This is a genomic window from Pseudoalteromonas sp. APM04, assembly GCF_022809815.1.
GTDB classification, from domain to species: Bacteria; Pseudomonadota; Gammaproteobacteria; order Enterobacterales; family Alteromonadaceae; genus Pseudoalteromonas; species Pseudoalteromonas marina.
Map to the genome: position 1 here is coordinate 1554707 of NZ_CP094441.1, position 25038 is coordinate 1579744.

The window sequence follows — 25038 nt, forward strand, 5'->3', positions numbered from 1 at the left end:
CTTGTAATTTATTTTACAAGGGCTTTTTTATAGCTACTTTATCTAAATTTTATCAAACTTAACAAAGCTTTGGCTTGTACAAGTGGGCAATACTATGAAACTAATAAAAAACGTTGTTATTGCGGGCGGTGGGACCGCTGGTTGGATAGCCGCAGCGCTACTTAATAAAGTGTTAGGTAAAGTAATTAACATTACCCTTATAGAATCCAGCAGTATTGGTACTATTGGCGTTGGTGAAGCGACCATTCCGCCTATTATTCAGCTCAACAATGCGTTAGGTATTAATGAACAAGACTTTATAAATGCTACTAATGCCTCTATAAAACTTGGCATTGAGTTCGAAAACTGGAAAACACCATCACATAGTTACATGCATGCGTTTGGCTCGTTTGGTAAAGACTTTCCGTTTTGTGACTTTTATAACTTTTGGGTAAAAGGGCAAATTAGTGGTAGTGAGGATTCTTTATGGGATTTTTCACTTAATTACCAAGCAGCTAAAAAGCACAAGTTTGCACCACTAAGCGCTATTCCTAATACACAGCTACCTGGGATAAGTTACGCTTTTCATTTTGATGCGACCTTATATGCTGAGTACCTTAAAAAACTGGCATTATCACGCGGTGTAAAACACATCGATGCAAAAATAGAGCGTGTTACTCAGTGCCCAAATACAGGCCAAATTAACAGTCTAACGCTTGATAATAATAGCCAAATAGAGGGGGATTTATTTATAGATTGTACGGGGCAACGTGCACTTTTAATTGAGCAAACGCTTAATACAGGCTTTGTTGATTGGTCGCATTATTTACCATGCGATAGCGCCGTAGCAGTGCAATCAACAGGAAGTGACGAATTAAGGCCTTATACGCGTTCTATTGCACATAACGCAGGCTGGCAGTGGCAAATACCGTTGCAAAATAGAACAGGAAACGGGCTTGTTTACTGCAGTCGATATTTATCTGACGAGGGCGCGACTGCTCTTTTACTTAATAACTTACCGGGTGAACCTACAACAGATCCTCGCTTAATAAAATTTAAAACTGGGCGACGCTTAAAGCAATGGCATAAAAATGTGGTAGCAGTGGGGCTTTCAAGTGGGTTTTTAGAGCCGCTTGAGTCTACCAGTATTCATTTAATTCAAAGTGCGGTTATACGTTTAATTAAGTTATTTCCTCATAATGGCATTAGTGATGCGCTTGTTACTGAATTTAATAAGCAAAGTGTTACTGAAATAGAACATATTCGCGACTTCATTATTTTGCATTACAAATTAACCGAACGAGAAGACTCGCCATTTTGGCGCCAATGTAAGCAAATGGATATACCTCAATCGTTAGCTCATAAAATAGATTTATTTAGGCAAACAGGCAAGGTAGTGCGCGAAAACGACGAGCTATTTGCAGAAGTGGCTTGGCAGCAGGTGTGTATTGGACAAGGTCTTATTCCCGAGGATTATAACAACATCGTTGACTCACTCAGTAGTGAACAACTAAACGATTTATTCTCAACACTAAAAACGCTTATTACCTCAACGGTAGATCAATTACCCACTCATAAAGATTTTTTAGCAAAAATTAAAAAGGCCTGATGATGCAACTTTTAAAAAAGCTTTTACTTGTAAGTGCCTGTACTTTACCAACCATTAGCTACGCACTTGACGTTGAGCCAGCTAATTGGTGGGTTGGCATGAACAAAAACACGATTACCATCATGGTTCATGAGCAAAACATTGCAAACGAGCACATTAAATTAGCTAAATACAACGGCGTTAAGTTAAATAAAGTAACCCGTACCGATAATCCAAATTATGTATTTTTAAATATTACTATTACCGACGCCGCTAAAGCCGGAACGCTTAAGTTTAATAGCAGCGAAACGAGCAATAACTTTGAGTTCCCACTTCTTGATCGAGATAAAAACAGCGCTCAGCGTAAAGGGTTTACATCAGCCGATACGCTTTATTTAATTAACCCCGATCGCTTTGCTAATGGTGATAAAGAAAACGATACCGTCCCAAGCATGTTAGAAGCAGCAAGCCCGAGTATAAAGGGTGGGCGCCACGGTGGTGATATTCAAGGCGTTATAAACGCGCTTCCCTATTTAAACGACTTAGGCGTAACACAGCTTTGGCTAACGCCTGTGCTTGAAAACAACATGCCTAATTATTCTTATCATGGATATGCAATTACAGACTTTTATAAGGTTGACCCACGAATGGGCTCAAACCAGTTATACAAAACGTTATCTGTAAAAGCAAAAGAGCAGGGTATAGGCCTTGTAATGGATATGGTTCTTAACCATTTTGGCTCTGAGCATACTTGGGTTAAAGATAAGCCAACTAAAGATTGGATTAACTTTAATGGTGAGTTTAATAAAGGCAAGAATGCCACCAGCCATGCGCGCCAAACCATACAAGACCCACACGCCAGTGAGTACGACAAGCGCCAGTTTAACGATGGTTGGTTTGTAGAAACCATGCCTGATTTAAATCAGCGCCAACCACTGTTAAGTGAATACTTAATTCAAAATGCGATTTGGTGGATAGAATACGCCGATTTAAGCGGCATACGCGTTGATACCTACTCTTACTCAGATAAAGCATTTTTGAGTGATTGGACAAAAGCCATTATGCAAGAGTATCCAGACTTTAATATTGTTGGAGAAGAGTGGACGTCTAACCCTGCTATTGCTTCTTACTGGCAACGTGGCAAGCATAACCAAGATGGCTATACATCAAGCTTACCAAGCGTGATGGACTTTTCGTTGCAAGAGTCGGTAATTCAAGCGCTAAATGAAGATGAAAGTTGGAACACGGGTTGGGTTAAAGTATATGAATCGTTAGCTAATGACTTTTTATACCCTGATACAAATAACATTATGGTGTTTGCCGATAACCACGATATGAGCCGTGTTTACACTGAGCTTGGTCAAGATGTAGCCAAAACAAAAATGGCGATGACCTTGTTTTTAACCACGCGTGGCATACCGCAAATGTATTACGGTACGGAAGTACTTTTAGATAACACCCCAAGTAAAGACCATGGCGATATTAGAATTGATTTTCCTGGAGGGTTTGATGGGCAAACACGTAACGCCTTTACCAAAGAGGGATTAACAAAACAGCAAAAAGAGATGCATAACACCATCAGTACGCTGCTTAACTTTAGAAAAAACAGCTCAGCACTAGATAAAGGTAAACTTGTACACTTTACGCCTCAACAAGGGGTTTATAGTTATGCACGTATTGGCGATGAGCAAACTGTGTTGGTATTTATGAATAAAAATACACAGGCACTACAAAAAAATATTGAGTATATGCAAGAGGTGATGCCTAACCGCACAACAGCATTTAATTTATTTACTCAAAAAACACAAAAGCTTGGCAAAACCATTGAACTACCAGCTATGAGCGCAACTGTATTAGTTATCAATAAGCCACAATAGTGACCTGAATACGTATGCAGCAACTGTATGGTTGCTGCAGTAATCTTTAGTATATTGTTAATAACAATACTGACAAAAAAAGACACACAATGAAAAAATCAGTTTATATACCCGCAGTGCTGTGTAGTGCACTTATTGCTACAGGGTGTTCAGAAAATAATAAACCTGAACAACAGCAAACACCTGCACATACGCAAAATGAGCTTACCAAGCCAGTTGTGTATCAAGTTTTTACCCGTTTGTTTGGTAATACCGAGACAGCCAATGTGCCATGGGGCACGAAAGAGCAAAACGGTGTAGGTAAATTTGCCGACTTTAACGACGCAGCCCTAAAAGGCATTAAAGAGCTAGGTACCACGCACGTTTGGTATACCGGTGTGTTACACCACGCGTTAGTGGGCGATTATACCGACTACGGTATTTCAAAAGATGACCCTGATGTAATAAAAGGTCGCGCAGGCTCACCGTATGCGATTAAAGATTACTACGATGTTAACCCCGATTTAGCTGTTAATGTAACAAACCGCATGGGAGAGTTTACCCAGCTTATTGAACGTACACATAGCCATGGCATGAAAGTCATTATTGATATAGTGCCTAACCATGTGGCACGTAATTATGAATCGCTAGGTAAACCTAAAGGTGTTAAAGACTTTGGTGAGCAAGATGACACCAGTAAAGTGTACGATAAAAATAATAATTTTTACTATGTACCAGGAAAGTCTTTTCAAGTACCTACAGATGTTAATTACCAAGTCCTAGGTGGCAATGCTCATCCACTTGCGGACGGCTTTTTTGATGAAAACCCAGCAAAATGGACTGGTAATGGTGCACGAGCGCCAAAACCTGACATAAACGATTGGTACGAAACCGTAAAAGTGAATTACGGTGTTAAACCAGACGGCAGTTACGACTTTCCAACACTACCAAAAAACATAGCAACGAAAGATTACCGTGTTCATTATGCGTTTTGGCAGGGTAAAGAGCTCCCTAATAGCTGGTATAAATTTAGAGATATTGCATTGTTTTGGCTCGATAAAGGGGTTGATGGCTTTAGATATGATATGGCCGAAATGGTACCGGTCGAATTTTGGAGTTTTTTGAATTCATCAATAAAAATGCAAAAGCCAGATGCCTTTTTACTGGCTGAAGTTTACAACCCAAAAATGTATCGCGCCTATATTCACCAAGGAAAAATGGATTTTCTTTACGACAAAGTGGGCTTTTACGATACGTTAAAGGCCATTATGCAAAGCAAGCAGCCAGCAAACACTATTTTTGATGCGCATAAAACCGTTGCAGACATAGAGCAACACATGTTGCACTTTTTAGAAAATCACGACGAGCAACGTATTGCTAGCCCTGACTTTGCAGGAAATGCAGTTTGGGGTAAACCCGCCATGGTGGTTTCTAACTTAATTAGTCGTGCACCAAGCTTATTATACTTTGGCCAAGATGTTGGTGAGGATGGATCTGAAAATGCCGGCTTTGGATCGCCTACTCGCACTAGTATTTTTGATTACATAGGCGTACCCGCTCATCAAGCATGGATGAATAACGGTAAGTTTGATGGAGCGAAACTCACTAACAAACAAGCTGCTTTGCGTGACTACTATAAAGCAATTATGGCTTTAAATAGCTTACCTGCTGTTGTAGGCGGCGATATGCAAAAGCTTAACCTTACAGGTAGCGATCGTATTGTTGGGTTTAGCCGAACGCTAGGGCAGCAAACAATTTTGGTACTAAGTAACTTCAGTGAGCAAACACAGAGTATCTCCGTTGATTTATCTCAGGAGCAAGTAACAAAACTGGGAGGAAGCTCACTAATTGTTGATTTACTTGAGCAACACCAAGTGGAACTTAAAACACACTCACAAGGCGCCAAATTTAACCTGACACTTGATGCATTTAGCAGCGCAGTATTAACAAATAAGGCTAATAATGAATAATCAAAATAATAATACCGATAAGCCAAATTTAAGTTTTTGGCAAATATGGAACATGTGCTTTGGCTTTTTAGGCATACAGTTTGGTTTTGCTCTGCAAAACGGCAATGTAAGCCGAATATTTCAAACATTAGGCGCACAAGTTGATGATATTCCTATTTTATGGGTTGCAGCGCCGCTTACAGGCCTAATAGTACAACCTATTATTGGTTACTGGAGCGATAAAACGTGGGGGCGCTTTGGCCGTCGTCGTCCGTTTTTCTTTGTGGGCGCTGTGTTAACAACACTTTCGTTGTTTATTATGCCGCACTCGCCAACACTTTGGATTGCTGCGGGTATGTTATGGATCATGGATGCCTCAATCAACGTGACAATGGAACCGTTTAGAGCGCTTGTTGGTGATAACCTGCCAGAGAAACAACGCGCGACAGGTTACGGTTTACAAAGCTTTTTTATTGGTATTGGTGCGGTGTTAGCCTCGGCGCTACCATGGATGATGACCAACTGGTTTGATGTCAGTAATACTGCAGCGGCTGGGCAAATTCCCGAGTCGGTTAAATATTCATTTTACTGGGGTGGGGTGGTTTTATTAGTTGCTGTTTTATGGACTGTGGCACGCACGAAGGAATATAGCCCAGAACAACTTGCTAAATTTGAACAGCAAACAGCAAAATCTACGACTGCAATTATTGCTGATATTAACTTTAATAAAGGTGCCATTATTTTTGTGGTACTGGGTTTAGCAACTCTTGCATTAGTCATGGGCTTATCCCTTGAAAAAGAATTATACCTACTTGCTGGTGGGTTATTGGCGTTTGGTATTGTGCAGTGGATTGCAGCCGCGCTTAAAAGCGCCAACAAAACACAAGGTGGCTTTTACCAGGTAGTACAAGATGTTTTTACAATGCCAGAGGCTATGAAGCAGCTTGCATGGGTACAGTTTTTTAGCTGGTTTACTTTATTTGCTATGTGGATTTATACCACTTCCGCGGTAACAAGTTTTCACTATGGCAGTAGCGATGCAACCTCTAAAGCATTTAACGATGGCGCAGACTGGGTGGGTATTTTATTTGCAGCCTACAATGGCTTTGCCGCAATTGCAGCTATGTGTATTCCGTTTTTAGTAAAAAAAATGGGTTTAAAAGGTGCACATTGTTTTAATTTATTGCTAGGCGCATTAGGCCTTGCAAGCTTTATGTTTATACAAGACCCAAAAATGCTAATTATTCCAATGATAGGCGTAGGGTTTGCGTGGGCGTCTATTTTATCGCTGCCTTATGCCATGTTAAGTAACGCCTTACCAAGTAATAAAATGGGCGTTTATATGGGCATTTTTAACTTCTTTATTGTAATACCGCAGTTACTCGCCGCTAGCATTTTAGGGCTTATTTTACGCCATGCATTTTCTAACCAGCCTATTTACGCCCTATTAATTGGTGCAGCCTCATTTGTGGTTGCCGCTGTAGCCGTAATGCGCGTTAAAAATTCTAATTAAGGACACACAATGAAAAAATACAACCTTATAACCGCCTCACTTTTAGCCTTAGGTTTAACAGCTTGTGGCGCACAAAACACAACTAATGAAAGTACTACAGCACAAGTTACATCGGCACCAGGCGCCCCAGGGGTAGAGCCATTTTGGGCTTATGCAGGCAAAACAGGTATTGGCACATCGTTTGAAGAATATAAAAAAGGACAGTACAGCGATACAGCCGCAACAGGCAGTGTGTCTAAAGTATGGTTTTCTATTGCTAAAGGAATGATCACCGAAACCATGTTTGGGCTTATTCACCAAGCGCAAATAAAAGACATGCAATTTATTGTTACCGGTAAAGACTTTACTGTAACCGAGGCTGATGACTTAGATGTAACCATTGATTACTTATACAAAGATGAGCAAGGCAGACCGCTTTCGCTTGCTTATAAGGTAACAAGTACCGATAAGCAAGGCCGCTTTAGCTTAGAAAAGCACATATTTACCGATCCAGATACACAAACATTATTTGTACGAAGTGTGTTTAATACTCAATTAGAGGGTCTAAAAGCCTACGTTAACGTTAACCCGTACATTAACAATAACGGGTTAGGTGACTTTGCTAAAACAACAGAACAAGGACTCGTCGCATGGGAAGGCGATAACTATTTAACATTACAATCAAGTTCACCTTTTAAAGCTAAAACAGTAGGATTTACAGGTGAAAGTGATGGTATTAATGCACTTAAAACAACGCAAGCAATTAATAATCAGTATACAAATACCGGTGAAGTTTCAGGTAATGTAAACATGCTTGCAGAACTCGGTGATATTAGTAACAACACCACATTTGATTTAGCGTTAAGCTTTGGAAAAACCCAGCAGCAAAGTATTCAGCAAGGCGAACAAAGTTTGGCTAAGGGTTACCAAGCCGTACTCGATCACTACAACGGTAAAGGCGACGCGCTAGGTTGGCAAGATTACCTACAAAGCCTTAAACCACTAAATACAATGACTGAACAAACTGCCGATAACGGCAAACTTTTATACACCAGTGCCATGGTATTAAAAGCACAAGAAGATAAAACACACGCGGGTGCGCTTATTGCGTCACTGTCAAACCCATGGGGTGAAACTGTATCGGCTAAAGAAGGCTCTACCGGTTATAAAGCAGTATGGGTACGCGATTTTTATCAAGTAGCTATGGCTTTTATGGCGCTCGGCGATACCGCTACAGCTAAAACAGCATTCGAATACCTTGAAAAAGTACAAGTTAACAGCAGTACACCGGGTAACAATGGTGATACAGGCTGGTTTTTACAAAAAACACATGTTGATGGCGAACTTGAATGGGTGGGTGTCCAGCTTGACCAAACAGCCATGCCTATTATGCTTGCTTGGAAACTTCACCAAGCTAATGTACTTAGCGATGAAGAGCTAAAAACTTGGTACGGCAAAATGTTAAAACCTGCAGCTGACTTTTTAGTTGATGGAGGCCTTGCTAAAATTTTATGGAACGACACGCAGATCACTCCACCTGCAACACAGCAGGAGCGCTGGGAAGAGCAAGAGGGGTATTCTCCTTCTACTACTGCCGCAATTGTTGCAGGGCTGATAACAGCAAGCGATATAGCAACACTTAGCGGTGACGATAAAAACGCAAAACGTTATTTAGAAACGGCTAAAAAGTATAACAGCGAAATAGAATCGCAAATGTTTACTACAAAGGGTAATTTAAAAGGTGAAAGTACTGATGGTGAGTACTTTATTCGCATTGGTCAGGATACTGACGCCAATTCAAACACTAAAATTAACGCCAATAATGGCCGTGAAGGGTTTAATAAAAAGCAAATATTAGATGGTGGTTTTTTAGAGCTAGTACGCTATGGCGTTCGCGGTGCAATCGACGAAAGTATTGTTAAAACACTGCCTGAATACGACGATGAAACGCTTGAAGATAATCTACAGGTAAAATATAGCTTTAGTTTTGAAGACGGTAGCGGCACCTTTGCAGGTTATCGTCGATATGGTAATGATGGCTACGGCGAAGATGAGGTAACAGGCACTAATTACGCAGAAGGTGGTGGAAACACACCAGGGCAACGTGGTCGTGTATGGCCATTTTTCACTGGTGAACGCGGCCATTACGAAATAGCGGCAGCCAACGCTACCAAAACATTTAATGATGCTAAGCAGGCTGATATTAGAAATAGTTACGTAAAAGGCTTAGAACAGTTTGCGAATGAAGGCATGATGCTGCCTGAGCAAGTATGGGATGGTGTAGGTGTCAACAAAGCGGGGTATGAACTAGGCGAAGGTACTAATTCAGCAACCCCATTAGCATGGACTCATGCTGAGTACGTGAAACTAGTACGCTCACTAAGCGATAAACAAGTATGGGATCATTACCCAGTTGTTGAGATAGCACTAAAGTAAATTTAGTGACTTAGTAAATAAAAAGCCACGCTTACTGAAGTGACCCCCAATAGTTGGACAATCCAATTACTGGGGGTCTTTTTATGTCCAAGCACAAAAGAATATTTAAGTTAAAGCTCGCACAACTTGCTGAGCAGGAAAACTCTGAAGCATTAAGTAGAAGTACAATATTAGCGCTCGGCTTATTCGTTATTGGTTTCAGGTCTACCTGCTTAATGGGTCAAAGAGTTTTATCCATAAACAGTTACCTTATTCAGGCGAGTTCAAAATTCATGTGCTCGAGACGATGGAAATTAATGATTGGTCTTTGGGTTATACTAGCGCCTATTTCGACTTATCATCCCCAGGTATTTTATTTCAATGGCAAAAGCTTTATGCTCACGGGGGGATAACCCGACTAAAACCACAGAAAAAAGGTAGGCCTTGCGTGACGAATCATTCTTCAACTCCTAAACCATCAGCAGACATGTCTGAAAAAGAGCTCAGGGAAGAATTGGATTATCTACGTGCAGAGAACGCAGTCTTAAAAAAGTTAGAAGCCTTGGCTCAGGCCAGAAAGAAAAAAGCAAAGACAAAAAGATAGTTGTCGAAGAGCTCAAGGCAAAATACAGCTTACAACACTTATTAAAGGTCACAGGGCTTCCCAAGAGTGTGTATTATTACCATCGTAATACACTGGTTCAGCCCTGTTCCAACACTGACTTATGCGAAAGAATACGTGATATCTATCACAAGCACAAAGGACGATACGGCTACCGTAGGGTAACTTGCACGCTAAGAGCAATGGGTTTGATGGTTAATCATAAGCGCGTGCAACGCTTGATGGGCGAACTTGGCTTGAAATCAAAAGTCAGACCTAAACGCTACACCTCTTACAAAGGTGAAGTCGGTAGAATCGCTGAAAATGTTCTCAAACGTGAATTTACGGCAAAGAAGCCCAATCAAAAATGGGTGACCGATGTCACTGAATTTAAAGTCAATGGAGAAAAGGTATACCTGTCACCGGTAATAGACCTATTTAACCAAGAAGTGGTCAGCTATGAGGTAAGGACATCTGTCACGCTACCACTCGTGACTGACATGCTTAAAGCCGCAACAGCAAAGCTGTTGAAGCATGAGAGACCACTCATCCACTCAGACCAAGGTTGGCAATATCAAAATAAACGATATCAACAACACCTGAAAAAGCATGGGCTAATTCAAAGTATGTCTCGAAAAGGAAACTGCTTAGACAATGCCGTTGCAGAAAACTTCTTCGGCATATTAAAAACTGAGATGTATCACAATGAGACGTTCAAGGACGCAAATAAACTCATTGAAAACATCAAAGAATACATCGATTATTACAACAACGAACGCATTAAGCTAAAACTAAAAGGCCTGAGTCCGATACAATATCGAAATCAGGCCTTGGTTGCCGCTTAGAAATGAGTCCAACTTATTGGGGTCACTTCATACAGCGTGGTTTTTTTATGTTCAAGCCAAGTTATATTTAAGTCTGGCTATATCAATTTTTAAATATTTAACTCGATCCGCGAGCAATTAACACAGGGGGTAAAAGGGTGCTTTGCACATCTTCTTCTCTGATTAGTTTGAGTAAATTTTCAACGAGCATTTGCCCTGCAAGAGTTGTATTCTGCTCTATGGTTGTCAGTGGTGGGTTTACAAAACTGGCTATAGCTATGTTATCAAACCCGACTACAGCGACATCTTTAGGGACATTAATATTTGCTTCTTTGAGTGCTCTGATAGCACCAATTGCAATTAAGTCGCTTGCTGCAAACAAGGCATTAAATTTAATATTATTGGCAATGAGCGAGCGAGTTGCATGATAGCCCGATTCTTCCGTTGAAATAGCGTTAGCCATTTTACGTTCATTTATTGCGATGTTGTTAGCTTCTAACTCGTCCTTAAACCCTTGAAAACGAGCAAAAAATTCCGGACTGTGGTCAGAAGCATCGCCAATAAATGCACAATCTTGTCTGTTGTGAGCTATAAAATGAGCCGCAGCTTGTTTACCACCACCGTAATTGTCACAGCACACGGTTAAATCAGGTCTGTTATCTACCGTTGCCCCCCAACATACAAATTTAGTGTTTTGCTCAAGCAGTGTTTTAAATTTAGGCTGAAAATCAATGTAATCGCCATAACCAAGCAAAATAATGCCATCGGCTCTGTGGCTATCTTCGTAATCGGCTTGCCAATCTGCACTGGCTGATTGAAACGATACTAATAAATCGTAGCCTTCTTTTGCACACGCACGTGTAATACTGCCGAGCATAGATAAAAAGAACGGGTTAATTTGTGATTCGTCTGAGGTGGGGTCTTCAAATAATAAAAGTGCGAGTGTGCTGCTTTGTTGCGTGCGCAAGTTGCTTGCGTTTTTGTCGACCTTGTAATTAAGTTTTTTTGCAATGTCATGAACACGTTTACGTGTTTCTTCGTTAACAAGCGGGCTATTTCGTAAAGCGCGAGATACAGTTGATTGAGATACCCCTGCATAGTGGGCAATATCAAATGATGTAGCTTTACCTTTCATTATCACAACTTAGTTAATGTAATACACAATAGTGCCATTTTCGTTTATTAATTAAATATTTCAAGCTTTTTGTGTTTAATGTAAATTATTTATTGATTTGACTGTGACACCGGTGTCATAATATTTGTGTTTTATCATTTTGTTGTCAAAACGAATTGGCTGTTTGTAATTGCTACAGGCAGCATTTTTTCTCTGATAGCCGCTTTAGGGTGATAGCCTAAAGCAATTACACCAATGGTTTACTATTGTAGAACAAAAAGCACTGATTGCTTAAACAAAAGAGATAACACCATGAGCCTAAACTCTTCTACCCAATTTGATCCTATTTTAGTTGCCGATGTTGGTGGCACTAATGCTCGTTTTGCTTTAATTACATCGTTTGATGACACAACAAATCAATTTGCAATTGAGCATAATAATACGTTTCCTAGTGCTAATTTTGGCTCACTTGAAAAAGCACTCGAACATTACTTATCAACCGTACCACATATTGTACCAAAACGCGCATGTTTGGCAGTTGCTGGCCCTATAAAAGCAGGGCAAGTACATTTAACAAATTTAGGATGGCACTTTAGTGTTAACGATTTTAAGGCTCATTTTGAGTTAAAAGAGCTTGATGTTATTAATGATTTTGCTGCTTTTGCTTACGCTGCACCTTACTTAAGCCCATCTCAAAATGTTGTTATAAAAGCAGGTCAAGCTGATGACAATGCAAATATTGGTGTAATGGGGCCCGGAACTGGCTTTGGTGCGGCTTGTTTAGTCAGAACATCTCACTCTACTTCTGTTTTAAGTTCGGAAGGTGGGCACATATCGCTTGCAGCGGTAACAGAGCTTGATGCCTTGTTAATTCAAGAACTAAAAAAAGAGCATCAACACGTGTCTGTCGAAACCGTTTTTTCAGGCCCTGGTATTACCCATCTATATAAAGCAATGGCTGCAGTTAAAGGGCAGTCGCCTAAAAATCTTGATGCTGCACAAATTAGCAGCTTAGCAAATAGTGGCGAATGTGATGTGTGCGATGCAACCCTGAATCAATTTTGTGATTGGATTGGCAGCGTAGCAGGCGATTTATCACTAGCTTATGGCGCATTGGGTGGCCTATTTATAGGTGGTGGAATATTACCGCGTATGCAAGCTCGATTACTTGAAAGCCGTTTTGTTGAACGCTTTTCGCAAAAAGGGATTATGTCGCAATACACAGGGCAAATACCTGTTACATTAGTGACACAAGACAACATACCTTTAATTGGCGCAGCGGCGTGTTTGCACAACGCCAATTAGTTTTTTGTTGATTGCATGTGGAAAATAGAGTGATGAAAAAAGTAACAATCAACAGCGTAGCAAGCCATGCTGGCGTATCTAAAAAGACAGTATCGCGGGTTCTAAATAACGAGCCCAACGTCAGTGCAGCCACTCGCGAAAAAGTACTCGCTGTATTTAAAGAGTTGGATTACACGCCAAACCCTATAGCGCGCGGATTAGCACAAAATCGAAGTTTTATTATTGGTTGCTTATACGACAACCCAAGTAAAAGCTACATAACCCGTGTTCAAACAGGGGCTTTAGCCGCTTGCCAAGAAAACAATTACAACTTGCTAATTCATCCATGCGAATGCAGAGGCGAGGCTTTAATTAGCAATGTTGAGCAGTTACTTCAAACATCTCGTTTAGATGGTATTGTACTTACGCCACCTTTTGGTGATTTTCCTGAGTTGGTTGAGTTTTTAACAGCCAAAAAAGTCCCGTTTGCTAGAGTAGCGTCCGCAATTTTACAAGATGAATCTATTTCTGTTCGTAGTAACGACGAGCAGGGCGCATTTGAAATTACAGAACATTTAATCAGCCTTGGTCACAAGTCAATTGCATTTATTAAAGGTCACCCTGACCACAGTGCAACACAGCAGCGCTTTAAAGGGTACAGGCGTGCATTAGCCGATCATAATATTGAGTTTGACGAGCGATTAGTTGAAGAGGGTAACTTTAGTTACCACTCGGGTGTAGACAGCGCCCGCAGTATTTTAGACTTGTCGCCACGGCCTACGGCTGTATTTGCATCGAACGATTACATGGCAGCTGCAGTACTTAAACTTGCAACACAAAGGCAATTGCGTGTACCTGACGACATATCTATAGCTGGTTTTGATAATGCACCTATTGCACGCCACATATGGCCAGGGTTAACAACCATAGCCCAACCAGTAGAAGAGATGACAAAGCTTGCTGTTACTCAATTAATTAATCACATTACAGAGCCTCAAGAACAGCCTTTTCAAATTACGCTTGAATCGCGTTTAATAACGCGTGAATCAACAGCTCGCGTAAACCAATAAAATACTTTTTCACAGTAGCCTGAATAAGAGTGACGCTTATTCAGGCTTTTTTTTGCCCGTAGCTTGATAAAAGTCTGTATGTACACAAGAATTTAAGTGTTCATTAATTGGTCATGATAAAAAGTTAAATTAATTTTAGCGGTCAGGGTTGACACCGGTGTCATAGCTATGAGTTAATACAGTGACACCGGTGTCAGGTTTGTTGTGAGAGGCTCCCTGATATCGTACCTTTGAACGGGTCAATCAAAGATGCTCAGTACAGTTATTTACGTGGAGTCTGTAATTGCTACTGAGCCTTTATCCTCTAACTAATAGAGATGAGTTAATTATGTTACATCCTCGAATTCAAGAAGTTACCCAACGCGTTATTGAACGCAGTAAGCAAACCCGTCAAGATTATTTAGATCGTATTTCGCATGCAAAAAAACAAACAAGAGTTCGTGCGGGATTAGGTTGTGGCAACATTGCCCACGTAATGGCAGCTTGTAGTAGCGACGATAAAGCGCGCTTAAAAGCAGATGAAGTGCCAAACTTAGCTATTATCAATTCATACAACGACATGCTATCTGCGCATGTACCTTACAAAGATTACCCAGACGTAATCAAAAGCATTGCAACCAAGTTTGACGCAACCGCTCAGGTAGCGGGTGGCGTTCCTGCAATGTGTGATGGTGTTACGCAAGGGCGTGACGGCATGGAATTATCGCTTTTTTCTCGTGATGTGATTGCAATGTCTACCGCTGTTTCACTTTCACATGATGTGTTTGATGGCGTTTTTTGTTTAGGCGTATGTGACAAAATTGTCCCAGGTTTATTAATTGGCGCATTATCATTTGGCCATTTACCTGTGTTCTTTTTACCTGCGGGTCCAATGCAGTCGGGTATCCCAAATAAAGAAAAAGCACGTATTCGCCAAAAGTTTGCACAAGGCCTAGTTAGCCGCGAAGATTTATTAGAAGCTGAAAGTGCATCTTACCACAGCGCGGGTACTTGTACGTTTTACGGTACTGCAAACTCTAACCAAATGTTAATGGAAATAATGGGCTTACATCTCCCGGGTAGCTCGTTTATTAACCCGTATACAGAGCTTCGTGATGGATTAACAGGTAATGCTGTAGAAACCATGCTTAAGCAACTTACAGATAGTAAAGAAAGCCCATGTTTAGCAGATGTGATCAGCGAAAAAACCATTATTAATGGTTTAGTAGGCTTGCTATCAACAGGTGGTTCTACTAACCATGCCATTCATATCGTTGCAATTGCTAAGGCTGCGGGCATTCAAGTTACGTGGAAAGACATGTCTGATTTATCAGAAGTTGTTCCACTTCTTACACGTATTTACCCTAACGGCTCTGCGGATGTAAATCATTTCCAAGCAGCCGGCGGCATGGGCTTCTTAATGCGCGAACTTGCAAGCGCAGGCTACTTAAACACAGACGTTAAAACAATGCTTGGCGATGGTCTTGCGCCATACATGACAGAGCCGCGTTTAGATAAAGACGACAGCCTGATCATGAGCGATTCAAATGGTCCAAGCAAAGTGAAATGGGTTGATTGCCCTGCTAATTCACTTGATGAAGAAGTGCTTCGTCCTGTAAGTAATCCATTTAGCAAACAGGGTGGCTTGCAACTGCTTACTGGTAATTTAGGTAAAGCGGTTATTAAAGTGTCTGCTGTAGCTGAGGAGCATCAAGTCGTTACTGCACCTGCTAAAGTTTTCAACTCGCAAGGAGCATTACAAGAAGCGTATACCCGCGGCGAGTTAAACCAAGACTTTATAGCTGTGCTTAAAGAGCAGGGCCCTAAAGCGAAAGGTATGCCAGAGCTTCATAAATTAACGCCAGTAATGGCAACCCTTCAAGACCAAGGTTTTAAAGTTGCTATTGTAACTGACGGTCGTATGTCGGGTGCATCAGGTAAAGTACCAGCTGCAATTCACCTAGCACCAGAAGCCGTTGAAGGTGGCATAATTGCAAAAATTCAAGAAGGCGACTTAGTTACTTTAGATGCCCCTAACGGAATTTTAAAAGTACATGTTAGCGACGACGAGCTTGCAAAACGTGAGCTTGAAATTAGCCAGCCAAGCTTAACATTTGGTACGGGTCGTGAGTTATTTACTGGATTTAGAAATATCGTAAGCAGTGCCGATTTAGGCGCGAGTGCTTTTGGACTTGAATAATAATTAGCCGAACTGGGTAATGAGGAACAAGTAATGAGTATTGAAAAAATCTTAGCATCGGCACCCGTTGTGCCAGTGGTTGTAATCGAAAAATTAGAAGATGCTGCACCACTTGCTAGAGCGTTATACAACGGTGGCTTAAAAGCACTTGAAATTACACTGCGTACGCCAATTGCAGCAGAAGCTGTAAAGTTGATGAAAGCTGAAGTGCCAGAAGCTTTTGTTGGTACGGGAACTGTAGTTGATAAAGCAAGCTTTGAAGCCTCAGTGGCTGCAGGTGCAGATTTCATGGTTAGCCCAGGTGTGAGTACTGAGTTATTAGCACTTGCAAAAGAGTCAGACATTCCATTTTTACCTGGTGCTGCAACTGCGAGCGAAGTAATGCAGTTAGCAAGCCATGGTTTTAAGTATTTAAAATTCTTCCCTGCTGAAGCTGCAGGCGGAACGGCAATGCTTAAGTCTATAGGCGGACCATTACCACATATTACTTTTTGTCCAACAGGTGGCATTAGCCTAGCAACTGCACCTAACTATTTAGCACTTAACAATGTTATTTGTGTTGGTGGTACATGGATGCTAGACAAACAACTAATTGAAAATAAAGACTGGCAAGCCATTGAAGCGCTTGCTCGCCAAGCAAGTGAACTTAAATAGGAGTCTCAAATGATTAATGTAGCAATTAACGGTTATGGTCGTATCGGTCGCAATGTATTACGTGCGCTTTATGAGTCAGCACAAAACAGTGAAATTAAAATTGTAGCAATTAACGATTTAGCACCGGCTAATGTAAATGCACATTTAACACAGTTTGACTCAGTTCATGGTCAATTTTCTAAAAAAGTAACACTTGCAGATAACACCATGCTGATTGGTGATGACGTAATTACACTTACTCAAGAGCGTGACCCTGCAAACCTACCGTGGAAAGAGCTAAACGTAGACATTGTTTTAGAATGTACGGGCTTTTTCACTAAGCGTGAAGACGCGGCTAAGCACATTACAGCTGGCGCCAAAAAAGTTATTGTATCTGCTCCTGGTAAAGATTTAGATGCAACAGTAGTTCACGGCGTTAACAGCGATGTAATTAATGCTGATAGCAACATTATCTCTAACGCATCTTGTACGACTAACTGTTTAGCACCTATTGCAAAAGCAATTAACGACACAGTAGGTATTGAGCAAGGTAGCATGACTACAATTCATGCTTACACAAACGATCAAAACTTATCTGACGTTTACCACCCAGATCTATACCGTGCGCGTAGTGCAACACAATCTATGATCCCAACTAAAACAGGTGCTGCTGCAGCTGTTGGCTTAGTACTTCCAGAGCTTGCGGGTAAATTAGACGGTATGTCGGTACGTGTACCTACTATTAATGTTTCTTTAGTTGATTTTACGTTTATTACTAAGCGCGAAACAACTGCTGAAGAAATTAACGAAGTAATGAAAGCCGCAGCAACAGGTTCAATGAAAGAAATTTTAGAGTACAACGAGCTTCCGCTTGTTTCTATTGATTTTAATCACAACCCTGCGTCATCAATTTTTGATGCAACGCAAACTAAAGCTGATGGCAAACTAGTTAAAGTAATGGCTTGGTACGATAACGAGTGGGGCTTCTCAAACCGCATGTTAGACCAAGTTAAAGCATTAGGTCAGTACTTATAATTGACCCTGTAAAAGTTTAGCTTTATCCAACCAAGCCTGCATTATGCAGGCTTTTTTTTGCTTAATTTATACCAACTCGTTTAATAAGGTGCTTAATGCTTTAAAGCTAGGGCGCGATGCAATAACGCTGTTGGTAGAACGCGTTGCTATATCGGACATTTTGCCAAACAATTCGTCTTGCTTAACTGCTGCGCTAACAGTACTTAGTAAATCCTCTATTAAACAACCAAAAGCGCGGACTTCTATTAATTGTATTTGCTGTTGTTGATAATTACTGAGCATAGCTAAATTTGTTGATGCTCCAAAATCGCCAAATAAAACGTCATAGTGTTCATTTATCATGGTGTTATGGGCGTAAATATCGCCGTGGCTTACCTTATTCGAATGAAGGTGAGTAAGCGTATTTGCCATTTGTTTTGCTATTTTATAAACAGCTTCAATTGAGTAGTTGCAACCGTCATTAAACGTATCGCGTGTACATGTTTCTAAACTTGGTGGTAACCCTAAATTAGTATAATTGGTATCTATTAACTCCATTACTAAGCCAAGTTGTTCACTTTGCTCTATGTAGCTTAATACCTTTATTAAGTTTGCATGATTAGCAGCTTGTAGGCAGCAATTCACCTCATCAAGTGGGTAACCATCGCTGGTGATCGCGCCTTTAAAAAGTTTCACTGCAACATTATTACGTTCTGCTTTTGCAAGATGAATAACACCCGATGCGCCTTGGCCTATTACTTTTTTAAGCTGAAAATTTTCAAGTGGGGTATTTTTCAACGTACTTTTAGTTAAGCACTGCGCTTTATTAAAGTTGTTACCTGCAAAAGCAAGCCAAGCAAGTTTTGGTAATTCTAGTAGCCAGTCATCGAGTTTTGTTAGGTTATTTGCAGAGAGCCTTACAAGCTCTAAGCTAGTGCAATTAGCCATACTTATCGGTAATTTTTTTAGGTTATTACCCGCAAGTGCAAGCTTTTTAAGCTGGCTGTAATTACCAAAATCGTCAGGTAATTCGTGTAAGTTATTATCGGTGAGAATAAGCCACTCAATATTTTTTGGCAGGCTGTTTGGTGCAAACTGCGATATTTGGTTGCCTTTAAACGCAACCATAATTAAAGCAGGGCATTTAGCCAATACTGTGGGTATATGTTTAAATTGATTAAACGACAAAAACACACGCTCAAGGCGATGCAAACACGCAAACTCGTCTGGTAAATCACTTAAATTATTATTTGAAAGATCAAGTACTTCAAGTGTATCGGCAAGCTTAAAAATGTCTGTTGGAAACTCAGATAATTGCTCAACCAGCTGTAAGTGCTTTGCACCGGCTAACTTACCAGTCTTTAGCTCTGAAAGGGTATTCATTAACTTATAAAGCCCTGTAAATAAAAAAGCCAACATGGCTGTTGGCTTTAATTAACATGTAGATGAGGTTTAGAATTGCGCGTTATGATAAACGTTTTGTACGTCGTCACAATCTTCTAGCATTGCTAAAAAGCGCTCCATTACTTCAACATCTTCACCTTCAATTGGCGCTTCTACTTGTGGTACAAACGCAATTAAGTCTTCGTCAAATTCAGAAATGCCCATTTCTTCTAATGCAGTACGTGTGTTGTTGTATTCAGTATGAGGTGCGAATACGGTTACTTTACCGCTGTCTACTTCTACATCGGTTACATCAACGTCAGCCATCATAAGCGCTTCAAGAACAGCTTCATCATCGTCGCCATCAAAAACAAAAATAGCTAAATGGTCAAATAAATGTGACACCGAGTTTTGTGCGCCAATTTTAGCATTTGCTTTTGTAAAACAAACGCGTACGTCTGCAAATGTACGTTTGTTGTTATCGGTTAAACAGTCAACAATAATCATACAGTTACCAGGGCCGTAACCTTCGTAACGTGTTGCTGCGTAGTCTTCACCGCCGCCGCCTTTTGCTTTTTCAATTGCGCGTTCAATTACGTGTGCTGGTACTTGGTCTTTTTTTGCACGTTCAATTAAACGGCGTAATGATAGATTACCATCTGTATCTACACCGCCATTTTTAGCACAAATATAAATTTCTTTACCGTACTTAGAGTAAACTTTAGTTTTAGCACCCGCAGTTTTAGCCATTGAATCTTTTTTGTTTTGGTAAGCTCTTCCCATCTGCGTTTCGCCTTAATTTTATAAATAACTGAAAAATAATAGACCGTATTCTAAAGGTAAATGGCATTAAGGGCTAGTACGGAATGGGGAACATTAATAGTAAAAAAGTTAAAATAGCCATTTGAATAAAAGAATATGCATAAAATAAAACAGCCCGCTGTTGCGGGCTGTTTAGTATTTGTTTACATACGTATTAGTGTAATTACCAAATACGAACGCGTTCTTCTTCTGGCAAATACAAGGCATCACCAGGTTTTACGTCAAATGCTTTGTACCAAGCATCGTGGTTACGTGGTGCTTGTGCTCTAAAGCGACCTGGTGCATGCGTGCCACCGCGTAGTTGATTTAACATACTTTGCTCAGTACGTTTTTCTTTCCATACTTGTGCCCAAGCTAAAAAGAAACGTTGATCACCTGTTACACCGTCAATTACAGGCGCTTCTTTACCATTTAGGCTTAGTTTGTAAGCGTGGTAAGCCATGGCTAAACCACCCACATCACCAATATTTTCGCCTAGGCTATTACGCCCATTTACAAAGTTACCTTCAATAGGTTCGTATTTACTGTACTGTGCGGCAAGTTGGTCTGCTTTTGCATCAAATGCAGCACGGTCTTCGTCTGTCCACCAGTTACGTTGAATACCGTTAGCATCAGATTTTGAACCCTGATCATCAAATCCATGGCCCATTTCGTGGCCAATTACAGCACCAATGCCCCCGTAGTTAACCGCTGGATCGGCATTTGGATCAAAAAATGGAGGTTGTAATATAGCAGCTGGAAACACAATTTCGTTAAACGAGCTATTGTAGTATGCATTTACACGTTGTGGTGTCATGCCCCAACGGTTACGGTCAGTTTTTTGTAGTTCTTTTTCTACGCTTTCAGCGCGGAAAAATTCACGCATGTTTTTAACGTTACCCACTAAATCGTTTTGGCTAATAGTTAAACCATCGTAAGACTGCCATACATCTGGGTAACCAATTTTTGGAACAAATGCTGCTAACTTCGCACGTGCGTTTACCTTAGTTTCAGCGCCCATCCAATCAAGATTATCAATTCGCTCACCTAATGCTGAACGCAGGTTTTCAACCAGTTCAGACATTTGTTGTTTAGATGATTCAGGAAAGTATTGGTCAACGTAAATTTTACCAATAGCAAAGCCTAGCGAGCTTGTGCCCGACATTTCGTTAATTGCACGTTTCCAGCGAGGGCGTGGTTCTTGCTGGCCGTTTAGTTCTTTGCCATAAAATGCAAAACGTGTATTAAAAATATCTTCAGAAAGTAAACCTGCATTACCGCTAATTGCATGGTAGGTTAAGTAGTCTTTCCAAACCGCTAAATCTTCATTATTGATAAGCTCAATCATGGCTTTAACCGGTTCAGGCTGAGATACATTAAGTTGAGGAACTTTGTATCCTGTTTGCTCAAAATATACATCCCAGTTAAAACCAGGGTATGTAGAAGCTAAATCTTCACGTTTAATTTGATTTAACGACAGGTCGCGATTACGTCGTTTTTCGCGCGGCCAATGGCCTTGTGCTATTTTAGTTTCAAGCTCTAGTATGGCTTTTGCGCGTTCTGTTGTGTTATCAACATTGGCAAATTTTAGCATGTCGGCAATATGAGCCACGTAAGCTTCACGGGTTTTAACAAAACGCTCAGCATCTTCTAAATAGTAAGAACGGTCTGGTAAACCTAAACCACCAGCGCCTAACGACATTTCGTATTTATTTGGATCTAAACGGTTAAACCACATACCACCACCAATAGGAGTACGAAGGCCCGATAACCACGATTGCCCAAATACATAAGCTAAGTCGTCGGTAGATTCCATATTACTAATTTGATTTAACAGCGGTTGAATAGGTTTAACACCAAGTTCATTAAGTGTGTCGGTATCCATGTACGAATTATAAAAATCAGCAACCAATTGCTCTTCAGCGTTTAGTTCTTTACGTGCAGCAATGTCTTCAATAATTTTTTTAACACGGTCTTCACTGCGTTCTGCTAAAGCCGAAAACGCACCATAACGCGTTTTGTCTGCTGGCATATTGTAGTTGTCGTACCACGTGCCACTGGCGTACATGAAAAAGTCATCACCAGGTTTAACGGCTTCGTTACGCGCTGATAAATCAACGCCAAAGCTGCCTAATTCAGCTTTATTGCTAACAACTGTATTTTCTGTGCTTGCAGTTTGAACTTCACTGCTTGTAGTTTGTGGCTCTGAACAGCCCGTTATAAAAGTGGCAGCTAAAGCCGCTGCAATTAAACTCTTTTTCATCGTTTATCCCCCTGGATAATGAATTTGTTAATTTTTGTTATAAAAATATCATTTTGATTGTTATGTATAAAAGACAGGCACACAATTCTTTTGAGGTGAATCACAGCCTGACCCGATAAAACCAATAAACAACGCAAGCAACAAGCTCCCAACATAAATTAATAAATCAGGTTAATCTTGTTGTTGTAATGTCCACATATGTGCGTATTCACCGCCCAAGGCCAGTAATTCATTATGTTGCCCTTGTTCAACAATTTGGCCTGACTTAAGCACAATAATAGTGTGGGCATCGGTAATGGTTGATAACCTATGGGCAATCACAATACTGGTGTGCTCGCTGGCTACTTCATACATTGCCTTTAATATTGCTTGCTCAGCCTGAGAGTCGAGTGCCGACGTTGCCTCGTCAAATATTAAAATTGGGGATTGTTTTAAAATAGCGCGTGCTATTGCAATACGCTGTTTTTCGCCGCCAGATACTTTTAAACCTCGTTCACCCACTCGCGTTTTATCGCCATCAGCTAACGTATTAATGAAATCTTTTAAATGAGCCATTTCAATGGCTTTATCAATATCACTATCGCTTGCCGAAGGGCGACCATAGGCAATGTTTTCACGAATTGTTGTATTAAATAAAACGGTATCTTGAGGAACAATAGCAATAGCTTTACGAAGGCTATCAAGCGTGACCGAGTTAATAGCTTGGTTATCAATAGTAATGCTGCCCGATGTTACATCATAAAAACGATAGAGCAGGCGCGCTAGTGAACTTTTTCCAGCACCACTTGCGCCCACAATAGCTACCTTGCTACCCGCTTTCACTTTAAAGCTAATATTATTTAAAATAGGGCGGTTAGCGTTGTAGCTAAAACTCACATTATTAAAGGCAATTTCCCCATTTTTAACATCAAGGGTATTTGCATTTGGAGCATTAGTGACTTGTGGTTTTTTATTGAGTAAGCCTAGCATGTTTTCTAAATCGGTAAGAGCACGGCGGATTTCACGGTAAACAAATCCTAAAAAGTTAAGCGGTAAAAATAATTGGATCATATACGCGTTTATCATTACCAATTCACCAATGCTTAGTGACCCTGTTACTACCTCGCTTGAACCTAACCACATTAACGCGGTGATGGCACTGGCAATAATTAATGCTTGCCCTGAATTAAGCGCAAGCAAAGACATCCTATTTTTTAAACGCGCGGTTTCCCAATTAGCTAAAAATGAGTCATATGTTTTGGCTTCAAACTGCTCATTATTAAAATATTTTACAGTTTCATAATTAAGTAAGCTGTCTATTGCGCGTGTGTTACTGAGGTTATCAGCTGCGTTTGATTCACGAATAAAACGATTACGCCACTGTGTCACCGTGACTGTAAAAAATATATATACGCCAACAGCAAGAAGTGTAATTAACGCAAACCAAATAGAAAATAGCGACCCAAAAATAATAGCAACGGTGAGTATTTCAAAAAGGGTAGGCACAATGTTAAACATTAAAAAGCGCATTAAAAAACTGAGTCCACTGGTACCACGTTCTATGTCACGGCTTATACCACCAGTTTGCCTGTCTAAGTGAAATGCAAGTTCAAGCGAGTGTAAATGCTTAAATACTTTTAGGCCAATATTGCGCATGGCATGTTCGGTTACCCGTGAAAAAACAGCGTCTCTTACTTCACCTAAAAACACACTAGCGAAACGCAAACCGCCGTACATTATTAATAATAGAGCGGGAATGACCAACACTGGGTTTATTGATTTATCAACCGAGTCGATAATTTCTTTTAACGCCCAAGGCATTAAAAGCGTGGCGCCTTTAGCACCAATAAGCGCTAAAAGCGCAATAAATACGCGCCCTTTAAACTTTGTAATGTAAGGCCACAACGTTCTAACGCTTTGTTTTAAATTCATGGCGTCTGCACGTTTTTCAACGTTTTGTCTGGAGCGCATTTTTTTTCTCGATTAAATACTTAATTGTTAAGCATTGTATTTTAAATAGTTGCCCTAATATACTAGGCACCTCTTATTTTAGTTTTATCTAAGTATGTTTAAATTTCGTGTTTTTATAACTGCTTTTTTGCTGCTAGCTGCACTGTTTAGTGTGCAGAGTAATTCTGTGCAGGTATCACAAAATTTAAGTCCAGCTGTCAGTTCACACATTTTATTCACAGATGCTATTGATATAACTAAAACAAAGCCTACTAAAAAGTCTGCAGACGCACCTGCTCATAAAAAAACACAACACACCGATTTTGACTCACATCAGCCAAGGCTTACAGCAAGTAATGCGTCACTTTTTTTGCACACAGTTCAAAGTGAGCCAGAATACGATGTTGTTTTTGAGTTTTTTGCGCAGCACCTTGTTAGGCAAATATTTTTACGCCCTCAAGCTGTAAATGCTATTCAGCCTTGGTATACGCTTGTGCACAATAGTAAAAAATCGCGTTTAAGTGGCTGGAAAGATGCCAACTTACTCTATAGAGCTGTCACTACCTACCACGCTTAATTTTTCTTATTTAATTTTTATTAGGTTTTAACGTTTTACGTTTAAGCCTTGAGATTAATTGTACTTTTAAAAAGTACGTTGCCAGTA

The 25038-nt window shown here is 40.4% G+C and carries 18 protein-coding genes; 13 read left to right on the forward strand and 5 right to left on the reverse strand.

The genetic code is table 11. From position 1 onward, the window contains the following. The first annotated feature begins 94 nt into the window (after nt 1–94). From MTP24_RS07345 to MTP24_RS07375, 7 genes are all read left to right on the forward strand, one after another. On the forward strand, nt 95–1588 hold the full coding sequence (locus MTP24_RS07345) for a tryptophan halogenase family protein (protein ID WP_243533471.1): 1494 nt from the start codon (nt 95–97) through the stop codon (nt 1586–1588). Continuing rightward, nucleotides 1588–3444, forward strand: coding sequence for a glycoside hydrolase family 13 protein (locus MTP24_RS07350; protein WP_243533473.1), 1857 nt, complete (start codon nt 1588–1590; stop codon nt 3442–3444). The genes MTP24_RS07345 and MTP24_RS07350 overlap by 1 nt, the downstream gene beginning before the upstream one ends. 89 nt (nt 3445–3533) lie before the next feature. Then, a complete protein-coding gene (locus tag MTP24_RS07355) occupies nt 3534–5393 on the forward strand; it encodes an alpha-amylase family glycosyl hydrolase (RefSeq protein WP_243533475.1) in 1860 nt (619 codons plus the stop codon). Beyond that, the gene (locus MTP24_RS07360; RefSeq protein WP_243533478.1) at nt 5386–6885 is read left to right on the forward strand and encodes an MFS transporter; all 1500 of its coding nucleotides are present in this window, start codon (nt 5386–5388) and stop codon (nt 6883–6885) included. Before MTP24_RS07355 ends, MTP24_RS07360 begins: the two co-directional genes overlap by 8 nt. Nucleotides 6886–6894: 9 nt before the next feature. Beyond that, complete coding sequence (locus tag MTP24_RS07365; RefSeq protein WP_243533480.1) at nt 6895–9300, forward strand: glycoside hydrolase family 15 protein; 2406 nt, start codon at nt 6895–6897, stop codon at nt 9298–9300. 286 nt (nt 9301–9586) lie between these two features. Further along, on the forward strand, nt 9587–9883 hold the full coding sequence (locus tag MTP24_RS07370) for a hypothetical protein (RefSeq protein WP_243533482.1): 297 nt from the start codon (nt 9587–9589) through the stop codon (nt 9881–9883). Further along, nucleotides 9793–10725 carry an IS3 family transposase gene (locus MTP24_RS07375; RefSeq protein ID WP_243533692.1) on the forward strand — a complete coding sequence of 311 codons (933 nt, stop codon included), beginning with the start codon at nt 9793–9795 and terminating at the stop codon, nt 10723–10725. Before MTP24_RS07370 ends, MTP24_RS07375 begins: the two co-directional genes overlap by 91 nt. 97 nt (nt 10726–10822) lie before the next feature. Here the strand turns inward: MTP24_RS07375 and MTP24_RS07380 are convergent, their stop codons facing one another. Then, a complete protein-coding gene (locus MTP24_RS07380; RefSeq protein WP_010557464.1) occupies nt 10823–11839 on the reverse strand; it encodes a LacI family DNA-binding transcriptional regulator in 1017 nt (338 codons plus the stop codon). A gap of 291 nt (nt 11840–12130) precedes the next feature. Here MTP24_RS07380 and glk point away from each other — a divergent pair, with 291 nt between their 5' ends. From glk to gap, 5 genes are all read left to right on the forward strand, one after another. Continuing rightward, nucleotides 12131–13123, forward strand: a complete 993-nt coding sequence (gene glk, locus MTP24_RS07385; protein ID WP_008131565.1) for a glucokinase — start codon at nt 12131–12133, stop codon at nt 13121–13123. Nucleotides 13124–13155: 32 nt separating this feature from the next. Then, nucleotides 13156–14172: a LacI family DNA-binding transcriptional regulator gene (locus MTP24_RS07390; protein WP_243533484.1), complete on the forward strand. Its 1017-nt coding sequence runs from the start codon at nt 13156–13158 to the stop codon at nt 14170–14172. Between the two features lie 328 nt (nt 14173–14500). Further along, a complete protein-coding gene (gene edd, locus MTP24_RS07395) occupies nt 14501–16351 on the forward strand; it encodes a phosphogluconate dehydratase (protein ID WP_243533486.1) in 1851 nt (616 codons plus the stop codon). A 33-nt stretch (nt 16352–16384) separates the two neighbouring features. Then, nucleotides 16385–17005 (forward strand): bifunctional 4-hydroxy-2-oxoglutarate aldolase/2-dehydro-3-deoxy-phosphogluconate aldolase, encoded by a 621-nt coding sequence (gene eda / locus MTP24_RS07400; protein WP_008131571.1) that lies wholly within the window; start codon nt 16385–16387, stop codon nt 17003–17005. A gap of 9 nt (nt 17006–17014) precedes the next feature. Beyond that, nucleotides 17015–18019, forward strand: a complete 1005-nt coding sequence (gene gap / locus MTP24_RS07405; protein ID WP_039036880.1) for a type I glyceraldehyde-3-phosphate dehydrogenase — start codon at nt 17015–17017, stop codon at nt 18017–18019. Nucleotides 18020–18085: 66 nt separating this feature from the next. On the opposite strand, the gene MTP24_RS07410 is transcribed toward gap, so the two are convergent. The 4 genes from MTP24_RS07410 to MTP24_RS07425 form a co-directional block, all read right to left on the reverse strand. Then, nucleotides 18086–19381: a leucine-rich repeat-containing protein kinase family protein gene (locus MTP24_RS07410; RefSeq protein ID WP_243533488.1), complete on the reverse strand. Its 1296-nt coding sequence runs from the start codon at nt 19379–19381 to the stop codon at nt 18086–18088. Between the two features lie 69 nt (nt 19382–19450). After that, on the reverse strand, nt 19451–20164 hold the full coding sequence (locus MTP24_RS07415) for a YebC/PmpR family DNA-binding transcriptional regulator (RefSeq protein WP_006794578.1): 714 nt from the start codon (nt 20162–20164) through the stop codon (nt 19451–19453). A gap of 202 nt (nt 20165–20366) precedes the next feature. Beyond that, a complete protein-coding gene (locus MTP24_RS07420) occupies nt 20367–22445 on the reverse strand; it encodes a M13 family metallopeptidase (protein ID WP_008131576.1) in 2079 nt (692 codons plus the stop codon). 171 nt (nt 22446–22616) lie between these two features. After that, a complete protein-coding gene (locus tag MTP24_RS07425) occupies nt 22617–24395 on the reverse strand; it encodes an ABC transporter ATP-binding protein/permease (protein WP_138741052.1) in 1779 nt (592 codons plus the stop codon). A 94-nt stretch (nt 24396–24489) separates the two neighbouring features. Here MTP24_RS07425 and MTP24_RS07430 point away from each other — a divergent pair, with 94 nt between their 5' ends. After that, the gene (locus MTP24_RS07430) at nt 24490–24951 is read left to right on the forward strand and encodes a hypothetical protein (protein WP_138741053.1); all 462 of its coding nucleotides are present in this window, start codon (nt 24490–24492) and stop codon (nt 24949–24951) included. Nucleotides 24952–25038 lie beyond the last annotated feature (87 nt).

Coding starts and splice junctions, on each gene's coding strand:
- MTP24_RS07345 (WP_243533471.1), top strand. CDS start 95: ATGAAACTAATAAAAAACGTTGTTATTGCGGGCGGTGGGACCGCTGGT.
- MTP24_RS07425 (WP_138741052.1), bottom strand. CDS start 24,395: ATGCGCTCCAGACAAAACGTTGAAAAACGTGCAGACGCCATGAATTTA.
- MTP24_RS07430 (WP_138741053.1), top strand. CDS start 24,490: ATGTTTAAATTTCGTGTTTTTATAACTGCTTTTTTGCTGCTAGCTGCA.
- MTP24_RS07380 (WP_010557464.1), bottom strand. CDS start 11,839: ATGAAAGGTAAAGCTACATCATTTGATATTGCCCACTATGCAGGGGTA.
- edd (WP_243533486.1), top strand. CDS start 14,501: ATGTTACATCCTCGAATTCAAGAAGTTACCCAACGCGTTATTGAACGC.
- gap (WP_039036880.1), top strand. CDS start 17,015: ATGATTAATGTAGCAATTAACGGTTATGGTCGTATCGGTCGCAATGTA.
- MTP24_RS07360 (WP_243533478.1), top strand. CDS start 5,386: ATGAATAATCAAAATAATAATACCGATAAGCCAAATTTAAGTTTTTGG.
- MTP24_RS07390 (WP_243533484.1), top strand. CDS start 13,156: ATGAAAAAAGTAACAATCAACAGCGTAGCAAGCCATGCTGGCGTATCT.
- MTP24_RS07355 (WP_243533475.1), top strand. CDS start 3,534: ATGAAAAAATCAGTTTATATACCCGCAGTGCTGTGTAGTGCACTTATT.
- eda (WP_008131571.1), top strand. CDS start 16,385: ATGAGTATTGAAAAAATCTTAGCATCGGCACCCGTTGTGCCAGTGGTT.
- MTP24_RS07410 (WP_243533488.1), bottom strand. CDS start 19,381: ATGAATACCCTTTCAGAGCTAAAGACTGGTAAGTTAGCCGGTGCAAAG.
- MTP24_RS07420 (WP_008131576.1), bottom strand. CDS start 22,445: ATGAAAAAGAGTTTAATTGCAGCGGCTTTAGCTGCCACTTTTATAACG.
- MTP24_RS07365 (WP_243533480.1), top strand. CDS start 6,895: ATGAAAAAATACAACCTTATAACCGCCTCACTTTTAGCCTTAGGTTTA.
- MTP24_RS07370 (WP_243533482.1), top strand. CDS start 9,587: ATGGAAATTAATGATTGGTCTTTGGGTTATACTAGCGCCTATTTCGAC.
- glk (WP_008131565.1), top strand. CDS start 12,131: ATGAGCCTAAACTCTTCTACCCAATTTGATCCTATTTTAGTTGCCGAT.
- MTP24_RS07415 (WP_006794578.1), bottom strand. CDS start 20,164: ATGGGAAGAGCTTACCAAAACAAAAAAGATTCAATGGCTAAAACTGCG.
- MTP24_RS07350 (WP_243533473.1), top strand. CDS start 1,588: ATGATGCAACTTTTAAAAAAGCTTTTACTTGTAAGTGCCTGTACTTTA.